This window comes from Massilia sp. YIM B02769 (assembly GCF_030411995.1).
GTDB lineage: Bacteria > Pseudomonadota > Gammaproteobacteria > Burkholderiales > Burkholderiaceae_D > Telluria.
Genome location: NZ_JASNRC010000002.1, coordinates 127,646 through 154,632, shown reverse-complemented (window position 1 = coordinate 154,632; position 26,987 = coordinate 127,646). Strand labels below are relative to the sequence as shown.

The window sequence follows — 26,987 nt, the reverse complement described above, 5'->3', positions numbered from 1 at the left end:
GCGGCCTGATATTCGATCTGCGCCCGATGGACGACTCCTTGATCCGACTTTCCCATTGCTGACATGACTATCCGAACCCGCCTGATAGCGACCATGGCATTGCTGAGCTTCCTGATGATCTTCATCGGGACTGCCGGCATCATGGCCCTGAACGACACCAATGCCGTTCTGAAGAACGTAAATGAAAATTCGATGGTCTCCATGAAGTCCATCATGGATACCCAGATCCAGATCGACCGCGCGCGCCTGTCGATCGACCGTGTCGCGCTGCAGCCGGATGCGCCGAATGCCGCCGACACGCTGACCCGCGCCGAGGGCTTCCTCGGCGCCAGCGACAAGGCCTGGGCGCGCTACGCCGCGCTTCCGTTCGACGACGGCGAGCAGGCACTGGCGAACGCCACTGACGCGGCGCGCCAGGCCCTGGTCAAGGACGGCATCCGCGCCGCCATCAAGGCGCTGCGCGACAGGAACCAGACCGAGATCGACCGCCTGATGCTGAGCGAAGTGACGCGCCTGTTCCGCCTCTACACCGACAGCGCCGAAAAGCTGTCGTCCTACCAGCTGGAATCGGCCACCCGCCAGTACAACGAGAGCCAGGCCGCCTATCACCGCAACATGATGTTCTCGGTCGGTGCCATCGTCGCCGGCCTGGTCGTGGCCCTGATCTCGACCGTCCTGCTGCTGCGCGCCGTGATGACGCCCCTGGCGCAGGCCCTCGGCCACTTCAACGCGATTGCCGACGGCAAGCTCACGAATCCGATCGACGTCACCCGCAAGGACGAGATGGGTGCGCTGATGACCGGTCTCGCCAGGATGCAGGACAGCCTGGCGCATACGGTACGCAGCGTGCGCAGCGGCAGCGATGCGATCGCCACCGCCAGCGGCGAGATCGCAGCCGGCAACCTCGACCTGTCGCGCCGCACCGAGCAGCAGGCCGCCAACCTCGAGGAAACCGCGTCCTCGCTCGAAGAACTGACGTCGACCGTGCGCCAGAACTCGGACAATGCGCGCCAGGCCAACGGCCTGGTCGGCTCGGCCTCGCAGGTGGCGGTGAAGGGCGGCGAGATCGTGTCGCGCGTGGTCGATACCATGGCTTCGATCAGCGCGTCCTCGGACAAGATCGCCGACATCATCGGCGTCATCGACAGCATCGCCTTCCAGACCAACATCCTGGCGCTGAACGCTGCCGTGGAAGCGGCACGCGCCGGCGAGCAGGGCCGCGGCTTTGCGGTGGTTGCCACCGAAGTGCGCAACCTGGCGCACCGCTCGGCCAGCGCAGCCAAGGACATCAAGCAGCTGATCACCGACTCGGTGGAGCAGGTCTATACCGGCAGCGCGCTGGTGAACGAAGCCGGTGCGACGATGGAAGAAATCGTGGGCAGCGTGCGCCGCGTGGCCCAGATCATGGACGAGATCAGCGCCGCCGGCAGCGAGCAGGAAGTCGGCATCGAGCAGATCAACACCGCCGTGTCCGAGATGGACGTCGTGACCCAGCAGAACGCCGCCCTGGTCGAGCAGGCGGCAGCGGCCTCGCAGGCCATGCAGGAGCAGGCCGCCAGCCTGGCCGAGATGGTCAGCGTGTTCCAGGTAGCGGGCAATCCGGCTCAGCAGGTGGCGCCTCGCGCACCGGCGGCCAGGACCAGGGCGCCGAAACAGCCCCGGACACAAGCCCCGGCGCCCGCACTGGCAGGCAAGGACGCCGGCGAATGGGAGCAGTTCTAAACTAACAATCCTGCGTCAGCGCCTGCCCTTGTGCCGGTAGGCCAGGCCGGCGGGAATCGACAGCACGATCCGGGTGCCGCCTTCCTCCGTGTTGTCGATGTCCAGTCTGGCGCCGATCTGCGCGGCGTGTTCGAGCATGCCGCGCAGGCCGTAGTGGCCCGGGGTGTTCTTGCGCGATGGAGCCAGGCCGCGGCCATGGTCCCTGACGGTCAGCAGGAAGTGCTGTTCTTCATCGCGTGCCTGTATCTCCACCGGGCCCGCCGTATGGCATAGCGCATTGACCAGCGCCTCGCGCGCGATGGCGTAGACGTCGTGGTGCAGGCGCGGATCGAGGCGGTCGATCGCCTCGGCGCCTGCCAGGGCAATGCGTGCCCCGCTGCCCGGCAGGATCGTCGCCATGTCGCGCAGCAGCACATCGCGGAACTGCGCACCCGAATCGAATTCGCTGCGCAGGCCTTTTACCTCATCGCGTCCTTCCACCAGTAGCCGCCGCGCGCGCTCGATCAGGGTGTCCAGCTCGCGCCGGGCCGTGCCCTCCGGCGGCAGCTTCGGCGTCAAGGCCTGCATGCTCAGGAGCAGTCCCTGCAGGCTTTGCAAGAAGGTGTCGTGCAGCGAACGTGCCAGCGATTCGCGTTCGGCCGTCCGTATCGAAAAGCGTTCCTCCATCCTCGCCGCCAGGTGGCGCACGCGCAGGCGGTAGGCAAGGAGCAGGATGGCGATGCCGGCGGCGATGCACAGCGTCCGGAACCAGGCGGTCTGCGTGAGGTGAGGCGCGATGCGGAAGTGCAGGACGCCCGGCCGCGAACTGGCGACGCCATGCTCGTTGACGGCGCTCGCTTCGAAGGTGTAGTCGCCGGGGGGCAGGTGCTTGTAAAAGGCCGTGCGGCGAACGCCGGCGTCTTCCCACTGCGTATCGGCGCCGAGCAGCCGGTAGCGGAATTTTATCCGTTGCGGCATGTGCAGGCTGGGCGACGAGTAATCGATCACCACGTCGCGCGCACCCGGACCGAGTTCGATGGGCGAACCCGGCCGATAGCGCTTGCCGTCCGAGACCAGGCCCAGGATGTCGACGTCCGCCGTGATCCTGTTGGGCTTCCAGGCGCGCGGATCGAGCCAGGCCAGGCCGCGTTCGCCGGCAAACCACATCTTTCCATCCCGGGCAACGAATACCGTGTCGTGCAGCCACATGGTCTCGGCCCCGCCCAGGTAGCCGTCGAGCGCATCGAACAGGGTGCCGTGCAGTACCGGAGCAGGGTTGCGCATGGCGCGCGCCCAGTCCTCCCCGTCGACCCGGAACAGTCCGTGCGAGGCATTCAGCCAGTACGCGCCATCCGGGGCACGGGCAATGCCGCTGACCGGCCCCAGCGCCTTCTGCGGCGCGATGCGCAGCGCTTCCAGGCGCGCGCCGCGGAGGACGCCATAACCGCGCGTGCCCGACACGATGACTTCGTCACCGGCATGGATGAAATCGATGTCTCCCACATCCGCCGCAGCGGTGTCGATCTGCCGCACGCCGGTGCCGTCGCGTACCGTCAGCCGGTCTTCGTCGCCGATATAGGTGTGGCCTGCCGCGTCGACCGTGATCGCAGGGTGCTGGGAGCGCAGGAAGCTGGCCTTCTGCCACTTGCCCGCCTCGAAATGCCAGATTCCCGAACCGGACACGCGCAGCCAGATGGCGTCGTTCCCCACCATCAGGGCGCGCAGGGCGAGCGCCTTGCTCGCGGAAGGAGGCAGCGCAGGCAGGGGAATGCGTTCGATGCGGCCCGCATGGTGGCGCTCGATGCCTTCGCTGCCGGCCAGCACCAGGCTGCCGTCCGGCGCGCGTGCCATCAACTGCACGTTCAGTGGGTTGGGCCGGGGAACCGGCTCGCCGTCCACCATGCCCAGGAAGTGGTCGCGCAAACCGTTCATGCGCTGGTTGGTCAGCACGACGATGCTGCCGTCGGGATGCGGCAGTGCCTGCGTGCGTCCCCGGTCGAACAGCTTGGCGACAAAGTGGACGGGCTGGTTGCGCAATCGTTCGAGCCCGCCCGTGGTGCCGACCCAGAGGTTTTCCTCGCGGTCCGCCAGTACCGACAGGACTTCCAGGCTGGTCATTTGCCAGCCCTGGTCGAAGCGCTCGCTGCCCAGCAAGGCGTCGAAGCCCGCCCGGTCCTGCCAGGCGCCGGGACGCAGGACGCACAAGCCGACCGGGCAGTTGCCGCTCCACAGATTGCCGTCCGCGTCGAAGGCTGACTGGTAACTGTTGCCACGGCCGGGCCGTGCGGGAATCCGGGGCGGCGAGGGCGGCGTCAGGCGCTCGAAGCGCTTGCCCGTCACCAGCCAGGTGCTGCCGTCATGGGCCTCGATCACCGTCGGGTCACGGTTCACCGCGCGCACCAGGCGGAACGTCGCCGCCCCGGGTTCGAGCACGAACAGCTGCAGGCTGCCGGCCGCCCAGACGCGTCCCTGGCGGTCCGCCATCACGTATTCGGCGCCGGGGCCGTCGTAGCCGCGCTCGGCGCCGATGTGTTCCGCGACATCGCCCCGGATCCGGAACAGGCCGGCCCGGCTTGCGATCCAGGTGCTGCCGTCCGCCCCTTGTGCAATCGCGAAGACGCTGCCGGTGGTGGCGGGACCGAGGATGTGCCTGATGCGGTGGTCGCGCAGGACGCTCACGCCGCCGGTGGCTCCATGCGCGATCCAGAGCTCGTTGTTGGCGCCGGCGCGCAGGACGCTGATGGAGGGATCTTGCAGGGTGCTGCCGTCGCGTGTCGTGTACGCGGTAAAGCGCACGCCGTCGAAGCGGTACAGCCCCGTCCTGCGGGTGCCGAGCCACAGCCAGCCATCGTCGGTCTGCGCCATCGCATCGATCAGGCTGGGCGCCCCTTCGGCGTCGCCCCAGCGGTCATGCCGGTAGGCGTCCAGGCCGATCCGCGGGTCGAGCGCCTGCGCGGGCGGCAAGACGGCAAGGCAGGCCAGGCAAACCAGGACGCGATTGACGAAGCTGACGATGGAGGGGATGTGCATTCATCAATTCTGGCGAAATGGAAACGTTTCGTCCAGCCCCGGAAGGTACGCTAGCGTGCCGGTGCGCGGACGAACAGGCCTTCCAGGGCGCCCGCCAGCACCCGGCACAGCAGCAGCACCGGCAGGTAGACCACGAAGGTCCATGCGTTCTCCGCGCCCAGCAGCGCGCGGTAGGCCGCCACCACGCCCAGCACCACGAACATGTGCGACAGGTAGAGTTCATAACTCAGCTCGCCCATGCGCGCCAGCCAGCGCAGGCCGCGCCGCGGCGCCGGCGGATGCGCGTAAAAGGCGAGCAGCAGCAGGCAGGCGCCGATGCACAGCCAGTACATGCCGGACTTGAACAGGTGGCGCCAGACCAGGTCGCCCCAGGCGATGGCCAGCACCAGGCACAGCGCACCGCACCAGGCCATGGCGCGCGCCTGTGCCCGCGACGGCGTCCAGCGCCGCGCCAGCAGCGCGGCCAGCACGCCCCAGGCAATCGCCGCCATGCCGGGCAAGTACGCCTTTTCGCGCCAGACTTCATCCTGGGCCGGCACCAGGTCGTGCAGGGGCGACAGCGCCAGCGCCCACAGCAGCAGCACGCCGACCAGTACGCGGCGCGGCAGCCACAGGCAAAGCAGGGGAAAGCCGAGATAAAACACTTCCTCGATCGACAGCGACCACAACACGTCCCAGCCGGCGGGCGCCCAGCCGGTGCGGCCTTCGTACAGGTTGAAGGTGAAGGTCAGGGCCGAAGCCAGCAGGCCGCCGGTGGATTGTTCGCCCTCGGGCGCGAAGCCCGGCACCCCACACCAGGCGAGCACGCCCAGCACCGCCAGCACCAGGAACAGCAGCGGCAGGATGCGCCGGGCGCGCGCGGCATAGAAGCGGCGCAGGCTGACGCGTTCCAGGCTGCCGTCGTGGTCGATGATGCGCGTCGCGATCAGGAAGCCCGAGATGACGAAGAAGACGAAGACGGCTTCGTAGCCATTGAAGCTGATGGCGCCGACCAGGCGTTGCGGCAGCCATTCCCCGAGCAGGCTGGGGCCGAGCGGCAGGCGGAAGGGCAGGGCCAGGTGGTGCACGATCACCAGCAGGATGGCCAGGCCGCGCAGGCAGTCGATGCCGGCGTTGCGGGTGCGTGCAGGGTGCGCCGTGTGCGCCGTCCGGGCGTCCTGCGTGTCGAAGGGGGCTGTGCTCATCGGCTGGCGGCGTCCTGTTGGCGCATGGCGGCGATACTGTCGAGGATCGCATAGGCGGCCGCCACGCGGGCAGGGATCGGCAGGTTTTTATTTGCCAGCATGACGATGCCGATCTTCCGGTCCGGGATGAAGGCGGCGTAGGCGCCGAAGCCGCGCGTCGAACCGGTCTTGTTGAACAGGGTGCCTGGCGGCGCCGGCGCGGGCGCCAGCTTGGTGACGGGGTTCGCTTCGTGGATCATGTGTTCCGCATTCCCGGCCAGGACGCGCTGCAGGTTCAGGGGAGCGCGGTACTGCTCCCACCCCAGTCCCTGCACCATGCCGCCCACCGCGTAGTAGCCGACCTGCGTGCCTTCCACGGCGCGCCGCAGCGGGTCCGGCAGGCGGCCGGGATCGATGTTCGCCTGCAGGTAGCGGATCATGTCGGCGGCGCTCGACTTCACGCCGTAGCTTTCCGCATCCAGCACGTCGGGCTGCATCCGCGCCGGCTGGCCCTGCGCATCGACGCCCCAGGCATAGTCGGGCATGGCCGACGCCGGCACGCGCACATGCGTGTGGCGCAGGCCGAGGGCGGGGAACAGCCCCTGGTCGAGGGCGTCGGCGAAATCCGATTCCAGGGCCAGGGCCGTGATGCGGCCGAGCAGGCCGATGCTCGGATTCGAATAGCGCCGCTGCGTGCCCGGCGCGGCGGCAGGCTGCCACTTGCCCAGCCAGGCGAACAGCTGGGTGTCGTTCTTCACTTCGTCGGGCACCTGCAAGGGCAGGCCGGCCGCCGTGTAGGTACCGAGTTCGAGCAGGGTGGCGCGGTCGAGCGCGCTGCCCTTCAGGGCCGGGATGGTGCGGCCGGGATGATCGTCGAACGCCAGCTTGCCGCGCACCTGGGCGTGGCTGGCCAGGGTCGCCGTGAAGGTCTTGCTGACCGAGCCGAGTTCGAACAAGGTGTGCTCGGTGACCGGCCTGGCGGGCCGGGTGGCGGCCAGGCCGTAGTTGAAGAACAGGGCCTTGCCGTCGATTGTGAGCCCCACCGCCATGCCGGGCACGCCGTATTGCTGCAGCACGGGCTGCACCGCGCGGTCGACGATGGTCTGTATGTCCGTGGCGGCGCCGGCGTTGAAAGCGGCGCCGGCACAGGCGAGGGCGATGATGAGGCGGCGAACGGACATGGTCTCTCCCGGATGTGGATGCGGGAAGTATAGGTGCGCGGGCCGGGCGGGAACAGGCGCGCCGTCCCTGCCAGCCGGGATTTCGTCACATGGCCGCTTTCACGGCATCGAGATAGCGCTCGCTGACGGCGACCGCGCCGCCGCAGCGCAGGTGCAGGCGCCAGGTGGCGTCGCCGCTGCTGTCCAGGCGCGCGATCTGGTCGCGCCGCACGATGGCGCCGCGGTGCACGCGCAGGAAGGCGCCGGGCGGCAGCAGCGCCGCCATGCCGTTCAGGGTGATGCGGTGCAGGACCGTGCGGCCTGGCAGGTGCAGCTGGGCGTAGTTGCCGGCCGATTCGATCCAGCAGATGTCGTCGATGGCGATGCGCTCGATGCGCCCGACCGAGCGCACGTTGATGTGGTCGACGCGGCGGGTTGCATCGCCTGCATCATCCGCTCCGGCGGCGGCGTAGTCGCGCAGGGCCGCGCCATACGCTGCGCGCTGGCGCCCGCCGAGCATGGCCGCGCAGCGCTCGACGGCCTGGGCCAGGCGCGCATCGTCGAGCGGCTTCAGGAGGTAGTCGAGGGCATGCACTTCGAAGGCCTCGATCGCATGCGCGCTGTAGGCGGTAACGAAGACGATCAGCGGCGGCTCGCGCAGGCGGCTCAGTTCGCGCGCCAGCACCAGGCCGGATTCGAGCGGCATCTGGACGTCGAGGAAGACCACGTCGACCTCCTGGCTGGCGAGGACGGCGCGCGCATCCGCCGTGCCCTCGCATTCGCCCACCAGTTGCCAGCCGGCGTGCGCCTTCATCGCCAGCCGCAGGTTGGTGCGGCCGGGCGGTTCGTCGTCGACGATCAGGTAGCGCACGGCCATGGTTCAATGCTCCTCGTGCAGCGGCAGGCGCACCTCGGCCACGAAGCGCGCGCCTTGCGGGCCGGCCTGCAGCGTGGCGCCTGGGTGCATCAGGCGCAGCCGCTCGCGCGTATTGGCCAGCCCGAGCCCGGCCCCGGGATTGGCCGGCGTGCCGGCACCGGCGGGGTTGGTCACGCGGATGAGCAGAGCGTCGCCATCCTGCGCGAAGCACAGGCGGATGTCGCCGGGGCCGGCGCGGCAATCGAGGTCGTGGCGCAGCGCGTTCTCGATCAGCGGCTGCAGCAGCAGGGGCGGGCAGGCGACATCGTGCAGGAGTGGGCCGTCGCCGGCGATGTGCACCTGCAGCCGTTCGCCGTAGCGCAGGCGCTGCAGTTCCAGGTAGCCGCGCACGAAGTCCAGTTCCTCGGCCACGGTGGAACTGCTGCGCGCACTGGCCGCCAGCGCGTAGCGCAGCAGCGCGCTCAGGCGGCCGATGCCGCCCAGGGCCAGCGCCGTGTCGCCGCCGCGCACCAGGGCGCTGATCGCGTTCAGGGCATTGAACAGGAAGTGCGGTTCGAGCTGGGCGCGCAGGGCCAGCGTGCGCTGTTCTTCCAGCGCCAGGCGCAGGTTCAGCATGTCGGTCTGCGAGCGCTGCCAGGCCTGTTCGCGTTCGCGCGCGCGGCGCCAGGTGTGCAAGGCGAGGACGGCGGCAAAGGTGCCGGTGGCCGAGAACCAGCCGACCAGCAGCATCTTCCTGAACAGCTGCCAGACGTCGCCCAGGCTGGCGACCTGCAGGTAGCCGCGCATCCAGGCCATCCAGGTCCATTGGGCGGGCTGGAACACCAGCACCAGGCCGAGGAAGAGCATCAGCACATGGCGCGGCCGCTCGCTGAGGAAGGGCCAGCGCGCCAGGGTCAGCGACAGGCCGGCGCTCAGCACGATCAGCGGCACCGCGTATTCGAGGAACCAGGTGGCAAACAGGGCGGGGTAGTGGCTGTCGACGCCGCCGCGCAGGTTGTCGCTGTAGGTCTGCAGGGCGCCGAGCGCGCTGATCGCGGTCCACAGCAATACGGCCAGGGCGACCGTCCTGGTGGCAGGTACGGCGGGGAAAAAGTCGGGGCGGTCCTTCATCGACAAAAGTATAACAGTGGCAACAATTGTCGGGCCGCCGCCGCTGCCGCCGTCGTCACACGAAACCGGGGTTTCGTCCCCGCGCTGCTGCCGGCGTGCGGGCGGCGCTGCAGAATCAAGCGTTCACCCTCTCTGTCAGGAGCCCGCTTGAAACGCCTGATCCTTGCCCTGTTCTTTCCGCTTTGCCTGGCCGCCGCCGCCGCGCCCTACCAGCTCGACGCCACCGAGGTGCGCCCCATCCACTCGGCAGTGTTGAAGCGCGACTACCAGTTGCTGGTGGCGCTGCCCGAATCGTATGCGCGCTCGAAGCGGCGCTACCCGGTGCTGTTCGTCACCGACGCCAACTATGCCTTTCCGGTGGTGCGCAACATCGCCGGGCGCCTGGCCAAGCACGCCGGCATGGAGGAGGTGATCGTGGTCGGCCTGTCGTATGCGGCCGGCGACACGCCGGGCTACAGCCGCCGCCGCGACTACACGCCGAGCACGCCGCGTGCCCAGGCCTACACCTCCGACATGCCGGGCCGCGCACCGGCCTTTGGCGAAGCCGCCGCCTACGGCCGCTTCATCGCCACCGAAGTCTTCCCCGTCATCGCCGCCCGCTACCGCGCCGACATGGGACGCAAGGCCTACGTCGGCCATTCCTACGGCAGCCTGCTGGGCCTGGAGCTGCTCCTGGGCCGGCCCGCCACCTTCGAGCACTACATCCTCGGCAGCCCTTCGTTGTGGTTCGACCGCGGCGTGATGTTCGAGCGCGAAGCGGCCTACGCCAGGGTCCAGCGCGACCTGTCGGCCTCGGTCTACTTCGGCATCGGCGGGCGCGAGACGCTGGCACCCGGCAAACGGCGGTCGCGCTCGGAAGAAGAGGCCGACATGGTCGCCGACCTGAAGGAATTCGACGCGGCCTTGCAGAGCCGCCGCTACCGCGGCCTGCGCACCCGGGTCGAGGTTTTCCCCGGCGAAGACCACGCCAGCGTCTTTCCCTTCCTGTTCACCCACGGCCTGCGCGCCTGGCTCGACAAGGCGCGCTAGCCTCAGGCTCCGGGCCGGATATTCTGGTTGCTGCGGAACAGATTGTCCAGATCGTACTTCGCCTTGATCTCCTTCAGCCGCGCATAGTTCGGGCCGTAGGCGTCGGCGATGCGGTCGACCTCGTCCTCGTTGAGGAAGTTGATGTACACGCCGCCGGCGGCATGCGGCGCGGCGGGCGCAAAAAATGCGCGCGCCCAGGCCAGGCAGCGGGCGTCGTCCTGCGGATCGAGCCAGCGCGTGTGCACGTTCATCGCGTACAGCGCCGCGCGGTGCGGGTAGGCCATCTCGTCGGGCGCATGGGTGTTCGCCGCGCCGCCCAGCAGGCCCAGGAAGATCTCGCTGTACTCGGACAGCAGTTTGCCGGCATAGCTGGTGACGACGTCGAGCGCGGCGTCGCTCAGGGTGTTGAAGTTATGCGACTTCCAGTAATTGCGCGCCGGCGGTATCAGCAGGGGATCGAACACCTGCTGCCAGGCGGTATAGGGCACGGCGCCGACGTGTTCGCCCAGCGGCTCGCCAAAGGCGCGCACCGCGGCGATCGCCGCCTCGACCTCGTGCGCGGGCTGGGGCGAAAAGAACACCAGGGCCACGATGTCGGTACCGTGCACGGGCGCGGCCAGGAAGGGCAGCGGCGGCGCCTTGCGCAGCACCGCCCACAGCGACAGGTCCGGACCCAGCTGCTCGGCATAGTCGCGGTACTTCCTCAGCAGCGGGCCGGCCTGCGCACCGGGGAAGACGATCAGGCCGGCGGTGACGGTCGGGCCGACCGGGTGCAGCGCGAACTCGAAGCTGGTGACGGCGCCGAAGTTGCCGCCGCCGCCGCGCAGCGCCCAGAACAGGTCGGGATGGTGGTTGCCGTCGACGTGCAGGCGTTCGCCGCTGGCGACGACGATGTCGGCCGCCACCAGGTTATCGACCGTCATGCCGTACTTGCGCGTGAGCCAGCCGAAGCCGCCGCCCAGCGTCAGGCCGCCGACGCCGGTGCTGGAGTTGATGCCGAGCGGTGTCGCCAGCCCGTAGGCTTGCGCTTCGTGGTCGAAGTCGCGCAGGGTGGCGCCGCCTTCGACCCAGGCGCGTTTCGACTCCGGCGCGACCTGTACCGAGCGCATCGCGCTCATGTCGATCACGATGCCGTCATTGACCAGCGCGCTGCCGGCGATGTTGTGGCCGCCGCCGCGCACCGCCAGCGGCAGGCCGTGTTCGCGCGCAAAGTTCACCCCGGCGCGCACGTCGGCCGCGCCGGCGCAGCGCAGGATCATGGCCGGGCGCTTGGCGATCATCGCGTTCCAGATCCTGCGGGCGTCGTCGTACTGCGGCTCGCCCGGCAGCAGCAGGCTGCCACGGATAGCGGCCTGCAGTTCCTGCATCTCGCTCACGCCTACGGTATTCATGGCTTGCCTCCGCATTGGTTCGTTGACGAACCTTCATGATACGAAGGCGGCAGGGAGAATCAAGCAGGGGCGGCCGGCGGCCTTCAGTCGTTCGCGGCCGGCGTGATCGACTTGGCGACCTTGCCCTGTCCGTCGAGCATCCGGATCTCGGCCTTGCCGTCAGCGCTGACCAGCAGCTGCATGCGCACCCGGCACTGCGCGTCTTTCAATTGCAGCGCCGAGCCCCTGTCGCCGGTATTCCCGAGCCAGATGCGGTTCTTGCTCAGGCGGCCCTGTTCGGACAATCTTGTCCAGTACGCCTGTTGCTGCGCCTGCGGCAGCTTGCCGGCTTCCTCGCCGAAGCGTGTGATGTCGTCCATCGACGTACATGGTTTCTCGCTGTTTGGCGAATCAACGTAACTTGGTTTTCAGGCGGCGCAGGCGCCATTCCAGGAACAGGCCGACGAAACCGCAGGCCAGCACGATCGCGCCGATGTACTGCAGGTTGCGATTGGCGGGCGCCTGCTCATATCTGGTATCGATCAGGTCGAAGCGGCGGCGGCCGTTTTGCGCCGGCTCGATATACACGGTGCCGCGGCTCTCCGGCCATTCCACGGTCATGGGCCGCTCCCGGTCGCTGCGGAAGGCCGCCATCTGCTTCGACGTTTCCGGCTGGGTAAGGAGACCGGCCGCCATCTTCAGGGTCAGGATTTGGTCGTGCTTCTCGAAGATGTTTTCCGGCTCGCCGTCGAGGATCACGCCCAGGGAGTTGTATTTGTAGATCTTGTTGGAAAAGAAAATGCCGTCATTGGCTGCCAGCATCAGGGCAAAGCCGAGTAGCCAGGCCGCGCCGGAGCCAACCAGCCACTTCTTCGAATCCTTCAGTTGGGTGGCGCTTGCGGCCGTGGTGAACCGTGCCACGGCGGGAATATGGTTGAGCGTGGTCGACAGCACCTCCTTGTCGACCTCCTTCAGGAAGCTCGCCTCGTCCATCTCCAGGCCGGCCAGGATGGTCGCAAACATCTCGGCCGAGGGCACGGACTTGTCGTTTTCGAGTTTCGACAGATACGATTGCTCGATGCCCGCCAGCTGCGCAAACTGCGGCTGGGTCAGGCCTTTTTCGGTTCGAAGCTGCTTGAGTCGTTCGCCAAAGTTCATGACCAGCCTTCCTTTTTTATTGGTTGGGAAACCGTATTCTTTGCTAGTCATGCACGACTTGGAAGATGAATATGCGCGAATAATGGGGAATATGAAGAAGATCGACTTCAGTAAAGCTTGGAGTGAGTGCGACTTTACTCACAAGCCTGGCTCCGCCTCATGGCAGACGACGCACAGCTTGTTGCCGTCCGGGTCCCTGAAGTACGCGCCGTAATAATGCGGGTGGTATTCGGCCCGGAGCCCGGGTGCGCCCTCGCTCGTCCCGCCATGCGCCAGCGCCAGGGCGTAGGCCCGGTCTACCAGCGCGCGGCTGGCCGCCAGGAACGCCACCATCTGCCCGTTGCCCGCCGCGTGCGCCATCCGGTCGTGCGGCGCGCCGATCAGGAACAGCGGACGCGGCCCCGGCTGCGATTGCCATCCGGCCCAGGGCCGCGCGCGGTCGCAAAAGCGCAGCGGGTTGCCGAGCAAGGCCATGAGCGGCGTGTAGAACGAGAGGGCGCGCTCGAAGTCGTGGACGCCGACAAAAACATGCGAGTACAAGGCGATTCTCCCAACAGCCGGGGTCAGGTCTGACATTCGGACACAAGCTCAAACGTAGTGAGCCGGTCCGGGTAGGTTACAGCAGAGGCCGTGTCCGAATGTCAGACCTGACCCCCGTTGTTTATTGGCCACTGAGGAAGCGCTTCATCTCGACCTGGAAGCGCGCCGGCTGGTCCCACATGATGAAGTGGGCGCTGTCGGGGATGCGGGTCAGGGTCAGCGCCTTTACCGGCGAATAGGCGCCCTTGTAGGCGGCGTCGAACTGCGCGGCCGGGATCGGCACCGTCTTCGGCTGGATGTAGAGCACCGTCACCGGCACCGCGATGTTCTGCAGTTCGGGAATCAGGTTGGTGACGATCAGCTCGCGGTAGGCGCGGATGCCGACATCGGCGTCGCTCGACATCGAGTCGCTGATGGCGCCTGCACGCATCGATTCGGTGTCGACCATGCCGACGATGGTGGCGTTGGCGCGTTCGCGGCGCTGGTCGGCACTGGCCGCGCGCATGCCGGCGGCAACCTGGTCGGCCACCGCCGTCACCTTGTCGGTTCCGGCGCCCGGTCCGGCGAAGAACATGCCCAGGTAAGGGAACATGTCGACCACCATCAGGCGCGACAAACTGTCCGGATGGCGCGCCGCCAGCATCATGCCGATCGTGCCGCCCATCGAGTGGCCGATCACTGCCGGCGCCTTCAGGTTCGACTCCTTGATGTAGCGTGCGACTTCCTCGGCCACCGGCGCGGCCACATTGCCTTCCTTGTTGGCGCCCGCCGGCTGGCCGGCGAAGCCCGACACCTGCACCAGGTGGTAGCGGTAGCCCGGCACGGCGGCCACGGTCGAGGCCCAGGTGCGCGGCGACGAGTTCAGGCCCGGGATCAGGATCACGTCCGGACCGCTGCCTTCGGTGCGCACCGTGATGCGCTCCGAGGCGAAGGGTGCGGCCAGCGCGCCGGCGACCGGCAGGACGGCGCCGGCGGCCAGTGCCGCGGCGATGAAGGTACGGCGCGAAAACAGCGTGAAGCTCATACGATTCCCTTGGGTTGGCGTTGGTTGATTATTCGTGGCGCAGGCAATCCACCGGCAGCAGGCGCGACGCCCGCCTTGCCGGATAAAAGCCGAAGAACACGCCGACCGCGCTGGCAAAGGCGCAGGCCACGATCACGGCCTTCAGCCCGACCGAGACCTCGAATTCGGCGAATGCCGTCACCGCCGCCGCGCCCAGCGCCGCGATCACGATGCCGACCGCCGCGCCGGCCAGGCAGATCACCACCGCCTCGACCAGGAACTGCAGCAAGATGTCGCGCGGCTTGGCGCCGATGGCCATGCGGATGCCGATCTCGCGGGTGCGCTCGGTTACCGACACCAGCATGATGTTCATGATGCCGATGCCGCCCACCAGCAGCGAGATCCCGCCGATCACGCCGAGCAGGGCGGCGATGCCGGTGCTGATCTTGGCGCCGGTGGCGGCAAAGGTGGCCATGTTCTGCACCTTGAAGTCGTCCGGGTCGTCGAGCTTGATGCGGTGGCGGTCGCGCAGCGCTTCCTTCATGTCCTCGATGGCGTCGTTCAGCGCCGCTTCCGAGCGGCCCTGGGCCGCGATGTAGTGCACGTTGTCGGGGAAGGGGCCGCGCACCATGTAGGCGCGCGCCGCCGTGATCGGCACCAGCACCATCTCCGACAAGTCGCCGCCGTCGATCTGGCGCCCTTCGCCCTGCAATACCCCCACTACCTGGAACGCCACGTTCTCGATGCGCAGGTAGCGCCCGAGCGGGTCGAGCCGGTAGAAGAACTGGTCGGCCACCTTCTGGCCTATGACCACGGTGCGCGCGGCCGAGCGTACGTCCTCGTCGGTGAACATGCTGCCCTGGTCGACCTTCCAGTTACGGATCTTGAACATGGTCGGCGTGATGCCGAACACCAGGCTGGACGAGGTCTCGTTGCCGGCGGCGAGCTTGAAGCTGCCCTGCAGCGCCGGCGCCGCGCCCGACAAACCCGGCAGGCGGTTCAGGGCTTCGGCGTCGGCCACGGTCAGCGAAGGTGCGGCGCCGGCGCGCATGCGCTGGGCCTGCGTGCGGTCGCCGCCCGGGAACACGTAGACCATGTTGGTGCCCAGCGCCTGCAGTTCCTTGGCGATGAAGCGCTGCATGGTGTCGCCCAGGGCCAGCATCAGCACCACGGACGCGATGCCGATCACGATGCCGAGCATGGTCAAGGCCGTGCGCAGGCGATTGGCCGCCATCGAGCGGAAGGCTTCGACGATCACTTGCAGGAGTTTCATGCCTCGCTCTCCTGCGTTTGCCCATGCACCAGGTGCTCGTGGCTGGCGGCCAGCTGGCGCAGGCCTTCCTGCGCCGGGCCGTCGTACAGCACGCGGCCATCCTTCAGGCGCACCAGGCGCCGGCTCCAGGCCGCGATGTCGGGTTCGTGGGTGACCAGCACGATGGTGATGCCGCGCTCGCGGTTCAATGCCTGGAACCCGCGCATGATCTCGTCGCTGGTCTGGGTGTCGAGATTCCCGGTCGGTTCGTCGGCCAGGATCAGCGGCGGGTCGCCGACCAGGGCGCGCGCGATCGCTACGCGCTGCTGCTGGCCGCCCGAGAGCTGGTTCGGAGTGCGCTTGCCGAAGTCGGCCAGGCCCACGCGCTCGAGTTCGACCGCGGCCTTGGCCAGGGCGCGCCCGCGCGGCACGCCGGCGTAGATCAGCGGCAGCGCCACGTTCTCCGCCACACTCATGCGCTTGATGAGGTTAAAGCTCTGGAACACGAAGCCGATGGTGCGGTTGCGGATCTCGGCCAATTGCGCGCGGCTGAGGGCGAGGGTATTTTCGCCGTCGAGGAAATAGTCGCCGCCGGTGGCCTGGTCGAGGCAGCCGAGGATGTTCATCAGGGTCGACTTGCCGGAGCCCGACTGGCCCATCACCGCGATGAAGTCGCCGCGCTCGACCTGCAAGTCGACGCCGAACAGCACCTTCGTTTCGACGCTGCCCGAAAAGTAGCTCTTGGTGACGGCGCGGATGTCGATCAGTGCCTTGCTCGCTGCGCCCGGCATCACATGTCCTGGCTTGGCGCCAGCGAACGCGTGACCACGCGCTCGCCCGCCTTCAGGTCGCCGCTCACGATTTCGGTATAGCGGAAGTTCGACAGGCCGATGCGCACGTCCACCGGCTTCGGCTGGTTGGCGGCGTCGAGCTTGTAGATCTTGAACAGGCGCGCCGTCTCGCTGCGGTCCTGCAGCGCCAGGTCGTCGTCCAGCGCGGGCGCCTGGGCCAGCGTCGCGCTCTTGCTCGCCTCCTGCTTCTTTTGATCGGCCTCGCGTTCGGCCTTGCGTTCCTTTTCCTGCTCCTCGTCGGACAGGCGGAAGCGCAGCGCCGCCGTCGGGATGCGCAGCGCCTTCGGCCGGTTGTCGACCACCAGCCGCACCTGGGCCGTCATGCCGGGTTTCAGCAGTTCGTCCACGTTGTCGACGTCGAGCACGACGTTGTAGGTGACGACGTTCTGCACCACGTTCGGCGCCAGGCGGAACTGGCGCATGGTGGCGTTGAATTCGCGGTTCGGATAGGCGTCGACCACGAAGCGCCCCGGCAGGCCGTTCTTCAGCGCGCCGACGTCGGCTTCCGATACGCTGGTGTCGATCTGCATCTTGGTCAGATCCTGGGCGATCTGGAACAGGTTCGGCGTATTGAACGAGGCGGCCACGGTCTGGCCGAGGTCGATGGTGCGCTTGATGACCACGCCGTCGATCGGGCTGCGGATCACGCTGTTGTCGAGGTCGGCCTGGGCGCGGTCGACCTGGGCCTTGGCCAGCAGGATGTTGGCGCGCGCCACGTCGAGTTCGCGGCGCGATTGGTCGAGGGCCGAGCTCGAGACGAAATTCTGCGCCACCAGCTGGCGGTTGCGTTCGTAGTTGGCCTGCGCCAGGCTGAGCGAGGCCTGGCTGGATGCCAGGCTGGCGCGCGCCTGGCCGACCTGGGCATTGAAGATGGTCGGGTCGAGCTTGAGCAGCACCTGCCCCTTTTTCACGCGGTCGTTGAAGTCGGCCTTCAGCTCGACCACGGTGCCCGAGACCTGCGAGCCGACGTTGATCAGGGCCACCGGGTTGATGGTGCCGGTGGCGGTGACGGTGTGGGTGATGCTGCCGGTATCGACGGTGGCGACGCGGTACTTCAGCGGCGGCACCGTCGGCGCCTTGCTGCGGTTGACGATGGCCAGCGCCACCGCGCCGGCGCCGAGCAGGAGGACGGCCACGACAACACGCTTTTTCGTAAAGATCTTCATCCCGTTCCGCCTGTCAAAATCCAGTGCTTATGATTAATTTTGAACAAGTGTCAGATATTTTTGTTGTTTCAGCAATGCATTCTGGATATGCATGCCGCGAAATCGGATATGCACGCCCGCCTGGCGATCAATGCCGGTAAAAGCCGCAGCGAAAGAAAGAAGAGGGCAGGACGATCCGTTAAAATGTCGCCATTTCCCACCATCCAAGCGAATCATCATGACTCAGGACGAACTCAAGCAAGCCGTCGCACGCGCCGCCATCGACTACGTGGTCGATGGCGAAATCATCGGCGTGGGCACCGGCTCGACGGCCAACTTCTTCATCGACGAACTGGCGAAGATCAAGGACCGCATCAAGGGCACGGTCGCCTCGTCGGAAGCGACCGCGGCGCGCCTGCGCGGCCACGGCATCCCGGTGTTCGACCTGAACGAGGTGGAGGCTATCGCCGTCTACATCGACGGCGCCGACGAGATCACCGATGCAGGCGCGATGATCAAGGGCGGCGGCGCGGCCCTCACGCGCGAGAAGATCGTGGCCTCGGTCTCGAAGCAATTCGTGTGCATCGCCGACGGCTCGAAGCTGGTGCCGACGCTGGGTAACTTCCCGCTGCCGGTGGAAGTGATCCCGATGGCGCGCGCGGCCGTGATCCGCCAGCTGGCGGCACTCGGCGGCCAGCCGCGCCTGCGCACCAAGGCGGGCACGACGGACGCTTTCATCACCGACAACGGCGGCGAGATCATCGACGTCGCCGGCCTGGCAATCGCCGATCCGGTGGCGCTGGAAACGCAGATCAACGGCATCGTCGGCGTGATCGCGGTCGGCCTGTTCGCCCAGCGCGGCGCGAATGTCTGCCTGCTCGGCACCGCCGACGGCGTGAAGACCCTGTCCTTCTGATATCGACGGAGACGCGATGAAACGACTGCTGGCGCTGACAGCCCTGGTCCTGGTGGGTGGCTGCACGATGTTCAAGTCCCAACCCATGCCCGTGGCTGCGGCGCCGGTGCAAACGGCGGCCCGGCCTGCCGGCCCCGTCGACGCGGGCAGCGTGCCGATCGAGCGCGTCCCGTATCGCGTGGGCGTATCGTCGAACACGGTCGAGCAGCTGGCGCGCCAGTACGCTTGCACCGGCACGGGCGGCGCCGGCCTGGTGACCGCGGAAGGGCCGGTCGAGGTCTACCGTATGCAATGTGCTGATGGCAAGGTGTTCATGGCACGGTGCGAGCTGCGCCAGTGCCGCAAGATGTAGGGATGCGACACATTCCGCAAGCTTGATTGGCCTCCGGCAATGTTCTAATCTCAGGAACATACGAATCGTGTATATTGTCGGATTTTACTGACTGTTCAGTCATTTTTAGGCGCCGCCGCCAGGCCGCGCCGGTCCGTCCTTGCCATCCATGAATCCACTTTCCGCCTACCTCGACAGGGCCGATCCGCATCGGGTCACCCTGCAGCGCTTCCTGTTGCTGTGCCTGTTCCTGTGCTATCCGCTCTCGCGTATGGTCCCGGTCGACTGGGGCTGGGAAAACGGCGTCGTCGAAAACACCCAGGTCGTGGTCTTGCTGGCCGGCCTGTTCTTTGCCTGCCGCGGCTGGCTGCGCAAGCCGAAGGATGCGTCGTCCATGCTGGCCCTGTGCGCGATGCCGGTCTGGATGATCCTGGCCGGCCGCGAGATGAGCTGGGGCGCCGTGTTCCTGCCGCCGCTGGGCTTCGGCCCGGATGGTCCGATCTATTCGTCCAGCATCCTCCCTTACCGGCCCGCGGTGCCCTTCGTGGCCGGCCTGCTGGTGCTGGGTTCGCTGGCGGTTGGCTGGCGCACCGGCGTGCACCGCCACCTGAAGAGCATCGTCGCGCACCGTGCCTTCCCCTGGATGTGCGTCGTGATCGTGCTCGGCGCGGCGCTCGGCTCGACCATCGGCGAAGGCCATTTGCCGGGCTTTGCGCGCGACCTGGTCGACCGTTCCGAGGTGCTGGAAGAAATGGCCGAGTGCGTCGGCTACCTGGCGATGGTGACGGCGCAGAGCGTGCTGTTGCGCTACAAGGCGCCGGTGAAGGCCGCTGCCGGCGTGACGCAAGCCGGCGCGGTTAACTGAGCGGTTCGGAAATTCCATGCATTCGATGTTCTCTTGGCTAGACCGTAGCGACCCGCACCGGACCCACGTGCAGCGCCTCCTGCTGCTTTGCCTGTTCCTCTGCTTTCCGCTGTCGCGCGTCATCCCCCTCGAATGGAGCTGGGAAAACGGCGTGATCGAAAATGCGCAGGTCGTGGTCTTGCTGGCGGGCCTGGTGTTTGCCGGCCAGGCCTGGCGGCGCGGCTTAAGGGACGGCGCAGCCATGCTGGGCCTGTGCGCGATGCCGGTCTGGTTCCTGCTGGCGGGCCGCGAGCTGAGCTGGGGCGCCGTGTTCCTGCCGCCGCTGGGTTTCGGGCCCGAAGGACCGGTCTATTCGTCGCGCGTGCTGTTCTATCGGCCGCTGGTGCCGGCCATCGCCGGCGTGCTGCTGCTGGCCGCGTTCGCGACCGGCTGGCGCCACGGCGTGCACCGCTACCTGAAGCGCGTGGTCGCGGGTAAAGGCTTCCCGTGGATGTGCGTCGTCATCGTGCTCGGCGCCGCGTTCGGTTCGAGCGCCGGCGAAGGGCATGTGCCGGCCTTTGCACGCGACTGGATCGCGCATTCGCAGGTGCTGGAAGAACTGTCGGAACTGGTCGGCTATATCGGGCTGGTGGTGGCGCAGGGCATCGTGCTGCGCTACCGGGCGCCGGTCGCCGCGCCTGTGCGGACGGCCGACACCGTCCACTGAACGGTTGTGCGTAGGGTGGAAGGCTCCGCCTTCCACGCGTTCAACTGAGTCGGGCACTGCGACAGCGCATGCTCTGTCTGGACGCGTGGATGGGAGACCCATCCACCCTACGCCGCGCCGCCGTTCGACCAGCTGCGCGACAATCGGGCCTCATCCCGTCGGAGTCCACAGTGAGCACGCACACCGTCTGCACCATCGGCCATTCCAACCGGTCGATCGAGGAATTCATCGACCTGCTGCGCCTGAACGAGATCGCCTGCGTGCTCGATATCCGCACCGTGCCCAAGTCGCGCTACAACCCGCAATTCGGACAAGACCAGTTGCCGCAAGCATTGCGCGCGGCCGGCATCGCCTACCGCGCTTTGCCGGGCCTGGGCGGCCTGCGCCACCCGCGCCCCGGCTCGCCCAACGGCGGCTGGCGCAACGCGGGCTTCCAGGGTTTTGCCGACTACATGGCGACGCCGCAGTTCGAGAGCAACCTGGAGACCGTGATCGGCCTGGCCGCCGGCACGCGCTGCGCGCTGATGTGCGCCGAAGCGTCGCCGGCGCAATGCCACCGTGCGCTGGTGGCCGATGCGCTGCTGGTGCGCGGGGTGGCGGTGGAAGACATCGTCGACAAACAACAACGGCGTCCGCATGCGCTGACGCCGTTCGCGCGGGTGGAGGGCACCCGCATCAGCTACCCGCCACAGGGTGGCGAGCAGCTGGGATTGTTTTAGCCGGGCTTACGCGGTCGGCGGCACGTAGCCGACGGCCTGGTCCGCGCCTTCGCCGAAGAAGTGCTTTTCCATTTGCGTGGCCAGGTACTTGCGCGCACGGTCGTCGGCCAGGTTCAGGCGGTTTTCGTTGATCAGCATGGTCTGGTGCTTCAGCCATGCCTGCCAGGCTTCCTTCGAAACCTGCATGTAGAGCTTCTTGCCCATTTCGCCTGGCACGGGCGGGAAGTCCAGGCCTTCGGCTTCCTTCTTGAGTTTGATGCAATTGACGGTGCGGGCCATGGTTCTGCTCCTGATGTTCGATGTAAAAACAGCGATTATAAAGTCTTGATGAAAATCTGACTCTTGCGCTGCCAGTTATACATGTGGGCGCGGTCCTTCGGCAGGTCGTCGACGGTGGCCGGCTGGAAGCCGCGCTTCTTGAACCAGTGCGCGGTGCGCGTGGTCAGCACGAACAGCTTGGTCAGCCCGGCGGCGCGCGCGCGGTTTTCCATGTGCTTCAGGATTCGCTCGCCGTCGCCCTGGGCCTGGACGTCGGGGTTCACGGTCAGGCAGGCCATCTCGCCCATCTTCGATTCGGGGAAGGGGTAGAGCGCGGCGCAGCCGAAGATCACGCCGTCGTGCTCGATGACCGAGAACTGGTCGATTTCGCGCTCGATCAATTCGCGCCCGCGATAAACGAGCGTGCCGTCGGCTTCCAATGGTTCGATGAGCTTGATAATTCCGCCGACGTCCTCAATTGTGGCCTGGCGCAGGCTTTCCAGGTTCTCGTGGCTGATCATGGTGCCCACGCCGTCGTGGGTGAACAGTTCGAGCAGGGCCGAGCCGTCCATCTGGAAGGGTACGATGTGGGCGCGGTCGACGCCGCTGTTGCAGGCCTTGATGGCGTGCTGCAGATAGAACGACGCATCCGGCGGCAGGAAACCGGCCTGCAGCACGGCTTCGGCCTGGTGCGAGGACAGTTCGCGGATCTCGGCGCCGGCGGCGTCCGTCATCATCGGCGTTTCGGTAATGTAGATCAGCTTGTCCGCATGCAGGGCGATGGCGGCCGAGGCGGCCACGTCTTCCATGGTGAGGTTGAATACCTCGCCGGTCGGCGAGAAGCCCAGCGGCGACAGCAGCACCAGGTTGTCCTCGGTCTGCAGGATCGGGGCGATCTTGTCGGCCGCGATCTTGCGCGTCATGCCGGTGAGTTCGAAGTCGACGCCGTCGATCACGCCGAGCGGACGGGCAACCACGAAGTTACCCGACACGATGCTGATCTGGGCATTCGACATCGGCGTGTTCGGCAAGCCCTGGCTGAAGGCCGCCTCGATATCGAGACGCAATTCGCCGGCGGCTTCCTTGGCGCACTCCATGGCGGCGGTGTCGGTGATCCGCACGCCGTTGTGGAAGCGGCCTTCGACATTGCGCAGGCCGAGCTGCTCGGCCACCTGGGGCCGCGAACCGTGCACCAGCACGATCCGGATGCCGAGTGCGACCAGCAGGGACAGGTCCTGCGCCAGCACCGGCAGGGCACCGGCGGCCACGAGTTCACCCGGGAAGGCGACGACAAACGTCTTGCCGCCAAATGCATGAATATACGGCGCGACAGAGCGCAGCCACTGGACGAATTGGGTAGGGTTTTCCATTTGCCGCATTATAATTCGCTGCGCGACTTGCGCACCAAATACCTCGTAAAAACAATGTCTGAACAGAGTAACAAGCCTTCGCCGGACGCGGCGCGCGCAGCATCTTCTCCATCCGAATCGAACCCGCAGCGCGAGCGCGCAGGCGGCGAGTTGCGCGCGCCGATGACGCAGACGCCGGACGGGCGTTTGCAGACGAAAGGCGAGCGCCGGCATGCGGGTGAGGGCGGTGCGCAAGCGAAGGGCGGCGAGCAGGGCGAGCGCCGCGCGCAGCGTGCGCCGCAGCCGCAGAATGAGCGTGGTGCGCAGGATGGGCAGCCGCGCGAACCACGTCAGCCACGCCAGCCGCAGGGCGAACGTGCCGAGCGTGCGGCGCAGGGCGAGCGCGCTGAACGTGCACCGCGTCCGTCACGCGACGCCGCCAAGGCGCCGCCGGCGCCGCGTGCGCCGCGCGTGCGCAATCCGCTGCCGCCGATCAGCTATCCCGAGGACCTGCCGGTCTCCGGCCGCCGCGCCGAGATCGCGAAGGCGCTGATGGAGCACCAGGTCGTGATCGTCTCGGGCGAAACCGGTTCCGGCAAAACGACCCAGCTGCCGAAGATCTGCCTGGAGCTGGGCCGCGGCGAGAACGCGCTGATCGGCCACACCCAGCCGCGTCGTATCGCCGCGTCGTCGACCGCGAAACGCATCGCCCAGGAACTCGGCTCGCCGCTGGGCGAGCACGTGGGCTTCAAGGTGCGCTTCAACGACACCCTGCAGCCCGGCGCGTCGGTGAAGCTGATGACCGACGGTATCCTGCTGGCCGAAACCCAGACCGACCCGCTGCTGCGCGCCTACGACACCATCATCATCGACGAGGCGCACGAACGCAGCCTGAACATCGACTTCCTGCTCGGCTACCTGAAGCAGCTGCTGCCGCGCCGTCCGGACCTGAAGATCATCATCACCTCGGCGACCATCGATGCCGAGCGCTTCGCGCGCCACTTCGCGCAGGAAGGCAAGCCGGCGGTGCCGGTCATCGAGGTCTCGGGCCGCCTGTACAAGGTGGAGGTGCGCTATCGTCCGGTCGACCGCGACCCGGTGGTCGTGGGCGGCGGCGTCGACAACAAGCCCGCTCCGAAGGCGCAGCAGGCGCGCGACAAGCGCGACCTGATCGACGCCGTGGTCGATGGCGTCGATGAACTGTGCCGCATCGGCCAGGGCGACGTGCTGGTCTTCCTGCCGGGCGAGCGCGAGATCCGCGATTGCGCCGAAGCCCTGCGCAAGCAGCATCCGCCGCACGTCGAGATCCTGCCGCTGTTCGCGCGCCTGTCGGTGGAAGAGCAGGACAAGGTGTTCCGCACCACCAATGCGCGCCGCATCGTGCTGGCGACGAACGTGGCCGAGACCTCGCTGACCGTGCCCGGCATCCGCTACGTGGTCGACGCCGGCCTGGCGCGCGTCAAACGCTACAGCTTCCGCAACAAGGTCGAGCAGCTGCAGGTGGAGCCGATCGCGCAGTCGGCCGCGAACCAGCGCGCCGGCCGTTGCGGCCGCGTGGCCGATGGCGTCTGCATCCGTTTGTACGAGGAAGACGATTTCCTGCAGCGTCCGAAGTTCACCGAGCCGGAAATCCTGCGCTCCTCGCTGGCCGCCGTCATCCTGCGCATGAAGTCGCTGCACCTGACGGATGTCGAGACCTTCCCCTTCATCGAGCCGCCGCAGGGCCGCGCGATCGCCGATGGTTACCAGCTGCTGCAGGAAGTCGGCGCCGTCGACGACAGCAACGAACTGACGCCGCTGGGCCGCAAGCTGGCGAGATTGCCGCTCGATCCGCGCGTGGGCCGCATGATCCTGGCCGCCGTGGACAACGACTGCCTGAACGAGATGCTGGTCATTGCGTCGGCGCTGTCGGTGCAGGACCCGCGCGACCGGCCGATGGAATACCAGCAGCAGGCCGACGAGAAGCACAAGAAATTCGCCGACGAGAAGTCCGAGTTCAACAGCTACCTGAAGATCTGGGCCTGGTTCGAGGACGCCATCGCGCACAAGAAGTCGAATCGCCTGCTGCAGGAAAACTGCCGCGCCAACTTCCTGTCGCAGGTGCGCCTGCGCGAGTGGCGCGACGTGCATTCGCAATTGCTGACCATCGTGCGCGAGCAGGGCTGGCGCCTGAACGCGGCCGCCGCCACCTACGACCAGCTGCACCTGGCGCTGCTGACCGGCCTGCTGGGGAACATCGGCTTCAAGGGCGAGGACGAGCCGGGCGCCGGTTACCTCGGTGCGCGCGGCATCAAGTTCCATGTGTGGCCGGGTTCCTCGCTGGTGAAAAAGCCCGGCAAGTGGATCATGGCGGCCGAACTGGTCGAGACCACGCGCCTGTACGCGCGCACCGTGGCGCAAATCCAGCCCGAGTGGCTGGAAAAGATCGGCGGGCACCTGCTGAAGAAATCCTGGGGCGAGCCGCGCTGGGAAAAGCGTCCGGCGCAAGTCAGTGCGCTGGAACGTGCGACCCTGTACGGCATCGTGGTCTACAGCGGGCGGCGCATCAACTACGCGCTGCACAATCCGTACGAGGCGCGCGAGATCTTCATTCGCGACGCGCTGGTGGCCGGCGACTACGATACGCGCCAGCCTTTCTACGCGCACAACCTGAAACTGATCAAGGAGATCGAGAACCTCGAGCACAAGTCGCGGCGCCAGGACGTGCTGGTGGACGACCAGCTGATCGCCGCCTTCTACGATGCCGAGATTCCGAAGGACGTGGTGAACGGCGCCGGCTTCGAGAAGTGGTACAAGGATGCATCGCGCGACAACCCGAAGCTCCTGTATTTGAACCGCGAAGAGCTGATGCGCCACGAGGCGGCCGGCGTCACGACCGAGCTGTTCCCGAAGTCGATGAACGTCACCGGCATCGAGATGGGGCTGTCTTACCACTTCGAGCCGGGCAGCCTGCGCGATGGCGTGACCCTGTCGGTGCCGCTGTTCGCGCTGAACCAGATCCCGCAGGAGCGCGCGGCCTGGCTGGTGCCGGGCATGCTCAAGGAGCGCGTGCACCTGATGCTGAAATCCTTGCCGCAGAAGCTGCGCCGCCACTGCGTGCCGCTGCCGGATTACGCGGCGCGCTTCGTCGAGCGCATCCATGCGGCCGGCGTGTTCGGGCGCGGTGACCTGATCGACGTGCTGATTGCGGACGTGCGTGCCGAGACCGGCGTGAACGTGTTGACCGGCGACTTCAAGCTCGAGACCCTGCCGGCCCACCTGTTCATGAACTTCAAGGTGATCGATGAGCATGGGCGCCAGCTGGACATGGGGCGCAATCTCGCCACGCTGCAGGCGGAACTCGGCAGCCAGGCGCGCGAGAGTTTCCAGAAGATGGCGGAGGCGGCGCCGGCGACTGTCGGCGCCTTGCGTCCCGCGGTGGCGACGCCGGCCGCCTGGGGCAAGGGCAAGGCGCCTGTCACGCAGGTTGCCGCGCCGGCTGCTTCGGCTGCACCTGCGCCGCAGGGCAAAGGGAAGGGCGGGAATGCGCCTGCCCCCCAGGCCGCCGCGCCTGCCGTCAGCCAGCACACCGGCTTGACGGGCTGGAGCTTCGGCGAGCTGCCGGAGCTACTGGAGATCAAGCAGGGCAAGCTGACGCTGATCGGCTTCCCGGCACTGGTCGACAAGGGCACGCATTGCGACATCGAGGTCTTCGACGACCCGAACGTGGCGGCGCGTACGCACCGCATCGGCCTGCGCCGCCTGTTCGCGCTGCAGCTGAAGGACCAGCTGAAGTTCGCCGAGAAGAACATCCCGGGGCTGCAAGGCATGGGCATGCAGTTCATGACGGTGGGTTCGCAGGAAGAGCTGCGCGACCAGATCATCCAGAAGGCGATCGACATCGCCTGCCTGCAGGACCCGCTGCCGCATGATGCGGCCTCGTTCAACAAGCGCAAGGACGAGGGCAAGGGACGGATCGGCTTGCTGATCAACGAGATCGCGCGCCTGGTAGGGTCGATCCTGGCGGAGTTCCATGGCATGCCGAAGCGCTTGAACGGGCTGGCTGCGCCTGTGGCGGCGGACATGCAGGCGCAGTTGCAGGGCCTGGTGCACAAGCGCTTCATTGCCGACAACGAGTATAGCCAGCTGGCGCACTTCCCGCGTTATCTGAAGGCGATGAATGTGCGCCTGGAAAAGCTGCGCGGCAATCCGTCGCGCGATGCGCAGTTGATGGCGGAGTGGCAGAACGCGGCCAGCCAGTACCAGCGCATCTCCAAGCAGCCGGGCAAGAGCCTGGACCCGCGCATGACGGAGTATCGCTGGATGCTGGAGGAATTGCGGGTGTCCTTGTTTGCGCAGGAGTTGCGGACGCCGATGCCGGTGTCGGCGAAGCGTTTGCAGAAGGTGTGGGAGTCGATGATTCGTTGAGGTAGGTGTCGTCACGCAGGCACTTGTGGCCTGCGGCTGTGACCGTA

The 26,987-nt window shown here is 67.2% G+C and carries 24 protein-coding genes; 8 read left to right on the top strand and 16 right to left on the bottom strand.

All coding sequences use genetic code 11. The features are described 5' to 3' along the window. The first annotated feature begins 63 nt into the window (after positions 1-63). Positions 64-1,722, top strand: coding sequence for a methyl-accepting chemotaxis protein (locus tag QPK31_RS03415; protein ID WP_290421543.1), 1,659 nt, complete (start codon positions 64-66; stop codon positions 1,720-1,722). 15 nt (positions 1,723-1,737) lie between these two features. Here QPK31_RS03415 and QPK31_RS03410 read toward each other — a convergent pair whose 3' ends face one another. From QPK31_RS03410 to QPK31_RS03390, 5 genes are all read right to left on the bottom strand, one after another. Beyond that, positions 1,738-4,731: a sensor histidine kinase gene (locus tag QPK31_RS03410; protein WP_290421542.1), complete on the bottom strand. Its 2,994-nt coding sequence runs from the start codon at positions 4,729-4,731 to the stop codon at positions 1,738-1,740. Between the two features lie 50 nt (positions 4,732-4,781). Then, positions 4,782-5,915 (bottom strand): acyltransferase, encoded by a 1,134-nt coding sequence (locus QPK31_RS03405; RefSeq protein WP_290421541.1) that lies wholly within the window; start codon positions 5,913-5,915, stop codon positions 4,782-4,784. Next, the gene (ampC, locus tag QPK31_RS03400; protein ID WP_290421540.1) at positions 5,912-7,075 is read right to left on the bottom strand and encodes a class C beta-lactamase; all 1,164 of its coding nucleotides are present in this window, start codon (positions 7,073-7,075) and stop codon (positions 5,912-5,914) included. Before ampC ends, QPK31_RS03405 begins: the two co-directional genes overlap by 4 nt. A gap of 85 nt (positions 7,076-7,160) precedes the next feature. Further along, positions 7,161-7,931, bottom strand: coding sequence for a LytTR family DNA-binding domain-containing protein (locus QPK31_RS03395; protein WP_290421539.1), 771 nt, complete (start codon positions 7,929-7,931; stop codon positions 7,161-7,163). Between the two features lie 3 nt (positions 7,932-7,934). Continuing rightward, the gene (locus QPK31_RS03390) at positions 7,935-9,041 is read right to left on the bottom strand and encodes a sensor histidine kinase (RefSeq protein ID WP_290421538.1); all 1,107 of its coding nucleotides are present in this window, start codon (positions 9,039-9,041) and stop codon (positions 7,935-7,937) included. Positions 9,042-9,188: 147 nt separating this feature from the next. Between QPK31_RS03390 and QPK31_RS03385 the strand changes: the two genes are divergently transcribed. After that, complete coding sequence (locus QPK31_RS03385) at positions 9,189-10,070, top strand: alpha/beta hydrolase (protein ID WP_290421537.1); 882 nt, start codon at positions 9,189-9,191, stop codon at positions 10,068-10,070. Between the two features lie 2 nt (positions 10,071-10,072). Here QPK31_RS03385 and QPK31_RS03380 read toward each other — a convergent pair whose 3' ends face one another. From QPK31_RS03380 to QPK31_RS03340, 9 genes are all read right to left on the bottom strand, one after another. Further along, positions 10,073-11,461 (bottom strand): FAD-binding oxidoreductase, encoded by a 1,389-nt coding sequence (locus tag QPK31_RS03380; RefSeq protein ID WP_290421536.1) that lies wholly within the window; start codon positions 11,459-11,461, stop codon positions 10,073-10,075. An 83-nt stretch (positions 11,462-11,544) separates the two neighbouring features. Further along, positions 11,545-11,820, bottom strand: a complete 276-nt coding sequence (locus QPK31_RS03375) for a hypothetical protein (RefSeq protein ID WP_290421535.1) — start codon at positions 11,818-11,820, stop codon at positions 11,545-11,547. 31 nt (positions 11,821-11,851) lie between these two features. After that, a complete protein-coding gene (locus tag QPK31_RS03370) occupies positions 11,852-12,598 on the bottom strand; it encodes a helix-turn-helix domain-containing protein (protein ID WP_290421534.1) in 747 nt (248 codons plus the stop codon). 138 nt (positions 12,599-12,736) lie between these two features. Next, positions 12,737-13,138 (bottom strand): VOC family protein, encoded by a 402-nt coding sequence (locus QPK31_RS03365; RefSeq protein WP_290421857.1) that lies wholly within the window; start codon positions 13,136-13,138, stop codon positions 12,737-12,739. A gap of 121 nt (positions 13,139-13,259) precedes the next feature. Then, entirely contained in the window at positions 13,260-14,162 is a 903-nt protein-coding gene (locus tag QPK31_RS03360; RefSeq protein WP_290421533.1) for an alpha/beta fold hydrolase, read from the bottom strand. A gap of 28 nt (positions 14,163-14,190) precedes the next feature. Next, entirely contained in the window at positions 14,191-15,414 is a 1,224-nt protein-coding gene (locus QPK31_RS03355; RefSeq protein ID WP_290421532.1) for an ABC transporter permease, read from the bottom strand. Further along, a complete protein-coding gene (locus tag QPK31_RS03350; protein WP_290421531.1) occupies positions 15,411-16,184 on the bottom strand; it encodes an ABC transporter ATP-binding protein in 774 nt (257 codons plus the stop codon). The genes QPK31_RS03355 and QPK31_RS03350 overlap by 4 nt, the downstream gene beginning before the upstream one ends. Next, positions 16,184-17,380 carry an efflux RND transporter periplasmic adaptor subunit gene (locus QPK31_RS03345; protein ID WP_290421530.1) on the bottom strand — a complete coding sequence of 399 codons (1,197 nt, stop codon included), beginning with the start codon at positions 17,378-17,380 and terminating at the stop codon, positions 16,184-16,186. The genes QPK31_RS03350 and QPK31_RS03345 overlap by 1 nt, the downstream gene beginning before the upstream one ends. Before the next feature lie 63 nt (positions 17,381-17,443). Continuing rightward, entirely contained in the window at positions 17,444-17,629 is a 186-nt protein-coding gene (locus QPK31_RS03340) for a hypothetical protein (RefSeq protein ID WP_290421529.1), read from the bottom strand. Between QPK31_RS03340 and rpiA the strand changes: the two genes are divergently transcribed. The 5 genes from rpiA to QPK31_RS03315 all read left to right on the top strand — a co-directional run bounded on the left by rpiA (position 17,628) and on the right by QPK31_RS03315 (position 20,926). Then, entirely contained in the window at positions 17,628-18,305 is a 678-nt protein-coding gene (rpiA, locus tag QPK31_RS03335) for a ribose-5-phosphate isomerase RpiA (protein ID WP_290421528.1), read from the top strand. The two genes, QPK31_RS03340 and rpiA, sit on opposite strands and share 2 nt — an antisense overlap. A 16-nt stretch (positions 18,306-18,321) precedes the next feature. Next, on the top strand, positions 18,322-18,657 hold the full coding sequence (locus QPK31_RS03330; protein WP_290421527.1) for a hypothetical protein: 336 nt from the start codon (positions 18,322-18,324) through the stop codon (positions 18,655-18,657). A 148-nt stretch (positions 18,658-18,805) separates the two neighbouring features. Next, a complete protein-coding gene (locus tag QPK31_RS03325; RefSeq protein WP_290421526.1) occupies positions 18,806-19,501 on the top strand; it encodes a hypothetical protein in 696 nt (231 codons plus the stop codon). A gap of 67 nt (positions 19,502-19,568) precedes the next feature. Beyond that, positions 19,569-20,207 (top strand): hypothetical protein, encoded by a 639-nt coding sequence (locus QPK31_RS03320; RefSeq protein ID WP_290421525.1) that lies wholly within the window; start codon positions 19,569-19,571, stop codon positions 20,205-20,207. 170 nt (positions 20,208-20,377) lie between these two features. After that, complete coding sequence (locus tag QPK31_RS03315; RefSeq protein WP_290421524.1) at positions 20,378-20,926, top strand: DUF488 domain-containing protein; 549 nt, start codon at positions 20,378-20,380, stop codon at positions 20,924-20,926. Positions 20,927-20,932: 6 nt separating this feature from the next. Here the strand turns inward: QPK31_RS03315 and QPK31_RS03310 are convergent, their stop codons facing one another. Next, the gene (locus tag QPK31_RS03310) at positions 20,933-21,205 is read right to left on the bottom strand and encodes an oxidative damage protection protein (protein WP_229439260.1); all 273 of its coding nucleotides are present in this window, start codon (positions 21,203-21,205) and stop codon (positions 20,933-20,935) included. Positions 21,206-21,240: 35 nt separating this feature from the next. Next, entirely contained in the window at positions 21,241-22,554 is a 1,314-nt protein-coding gene (gene argA, locus QPK31_RS03305; protein WP_290421523.1) for an amino-acid N-acetyltransferase, read from the bottom strand. A 54-nt stretch (positions 22,555-22,608) separates the two neighbouring features. Between argA and hrpA the strand changes: the two genes are divergently transcribed. Further along, positions 22,609-26,940, top strand: coding sequence for an ATP-dependent RNA helicase HrpA (hrpA, locus tag QPK31_RS03300; protein WP_290421522.1), 4,332 nt, complete (start codon positions 22,609-22,611; stop codon positions 26,938-26,940). Positions 26,941-26,987 lie beyond the last annotated feature (47 nt).

Bases quoted from the DNA above. Each gene is read 5' to 3' on its own strand.
- QPK31_RS03415 (WP_290421543.1), top strand. From the start codon at position 64: ATGACTATCCGAACCCGCCTGATAGCGACCATGGCATTGCTGAGCTTC.
- QPK31_RS03410 (WP_290421542.1), bottom strand. From the start codon at position 4,731: ATGCACATCCCCTCCATCGTCAGCTTCGTCAATCGCGTCCTGGTTTGC.
- QPK31_RS03405 (WP_290421541.1), bottom strand. From the start codon at position 5,915: ATGAGCACAGCCCCCTTCGACACGCAGGACGCCCGGACGGCGCACACG.
- ampC (WP_290421540.1), bottom strand. From the start codon at position 7,075: ATGTCCGTTCGCCGCCTCATCATCGCCCTCGCCTGTGCCGGCGCCGCT.
- QPK31_RS03395 (WP_290421539.1), bottom strand. From the start codon at position 7,931: ATGGCCGTGCGCTACCTGATCGTCGACGACGAACCGCCCGGCCGCACC.
- QPK31_RS03390 (WP_290421538.1), bottom strand. From the start codon at position 9,041: ATGAAGGACCGCCCCGACTTTTTCCCCGCCGTACCTGCCACCAGGACG.
- QPK31_RS03380 (WP_290421536.1), bottom strand. From the start codon at position 11,461: ATGAATACCGTAGGCGTGAGCGAGATGCAGGAACTGCAGGCCGCTATC.
- QPK31_RS03375 (WP_290421535.1), bottom strand. From the start codon at position 11,820: ATGGACGACATCACACGCTTCGGCGAGGAAGCCGGCAAGCTGCCGCAG.
- QPK31_RS03370 (WP_290421534.1), bottom strand. From the start codon at position 12,598: ATGAACTTTGGCGAACGACTCAAGCAGCTTCGAACCGAAAAAGGCCTG.
- QPK31_RS03360 (WP_290421533.1), bottom strand. From the start codon at position 14,162: ATGAGCTTCACGCTGTTTTCGCGCCGTACCTTCATCGCCGCGGCACTG.
- QPK31_RS03355 (WP_290421532.1), bottom strand. From the start codon at position 15,414: ATGAAACTCCTGCAAGTGATCGTCGAAGCCTTCCGCTCGATGGCGGCC.
- QPK31_RS03350 (WP_290421531.1), bottom strand. From the start codon at position 16,184: ATGCCGGGCGCAGCGAGCAAGGCACTGATCGACATCCGCGCCGTCACC.
- rpiA (WP_290421528.1), top strand. From the start codon at position 17,628: ATGACTCAGGACGAACTCAAGCAAGCCGTCGCACGCGCCGCCATCGAC.
- QPK31_RS03340 (WP_290421529.1), bottom strand. From the start codon at position 17,629: ATGATGATTCGCTTGGATGGTGGGAAATGGCGACATTTTAACGGATCG.
- QPK31_RS03330 (WP_290421527.1), top strand. From the start codon at position 18,322: ATGAAACGACTGCTGGCGCTGACAGCCCTGGTCCTGGTGGGTGGCTGC.
- QPK31_RS03325 (WP_290421526.1), top strand. From the start codon at position 18,806: ATGAATCCACTTTCCGCCTACCTCGACAGGGCCGATCCGCATCGGGTC.
- QPK31_RS03310 (WP_229439260.1), bottom strand. From the start codon at position 21,205: ATGGCCCGCACCGTCAATTGCATCAAACTCAAGAAGGAAGCCGAAGGC.
- argA (WP_290421523.1), bottom strand. From the start codon at position 22,554: ATGGAAAACCCTACCCAATTCGTCCAGTGGCTGCGCTCTGTCGCGCCG.
- hrpA (WP_290421522.1), top strand. From the start codon at position 22,609: ATGTCTGAACAGAGTAACAAGCCTTCGCCGGACGCGGCGCGCGCAGCA.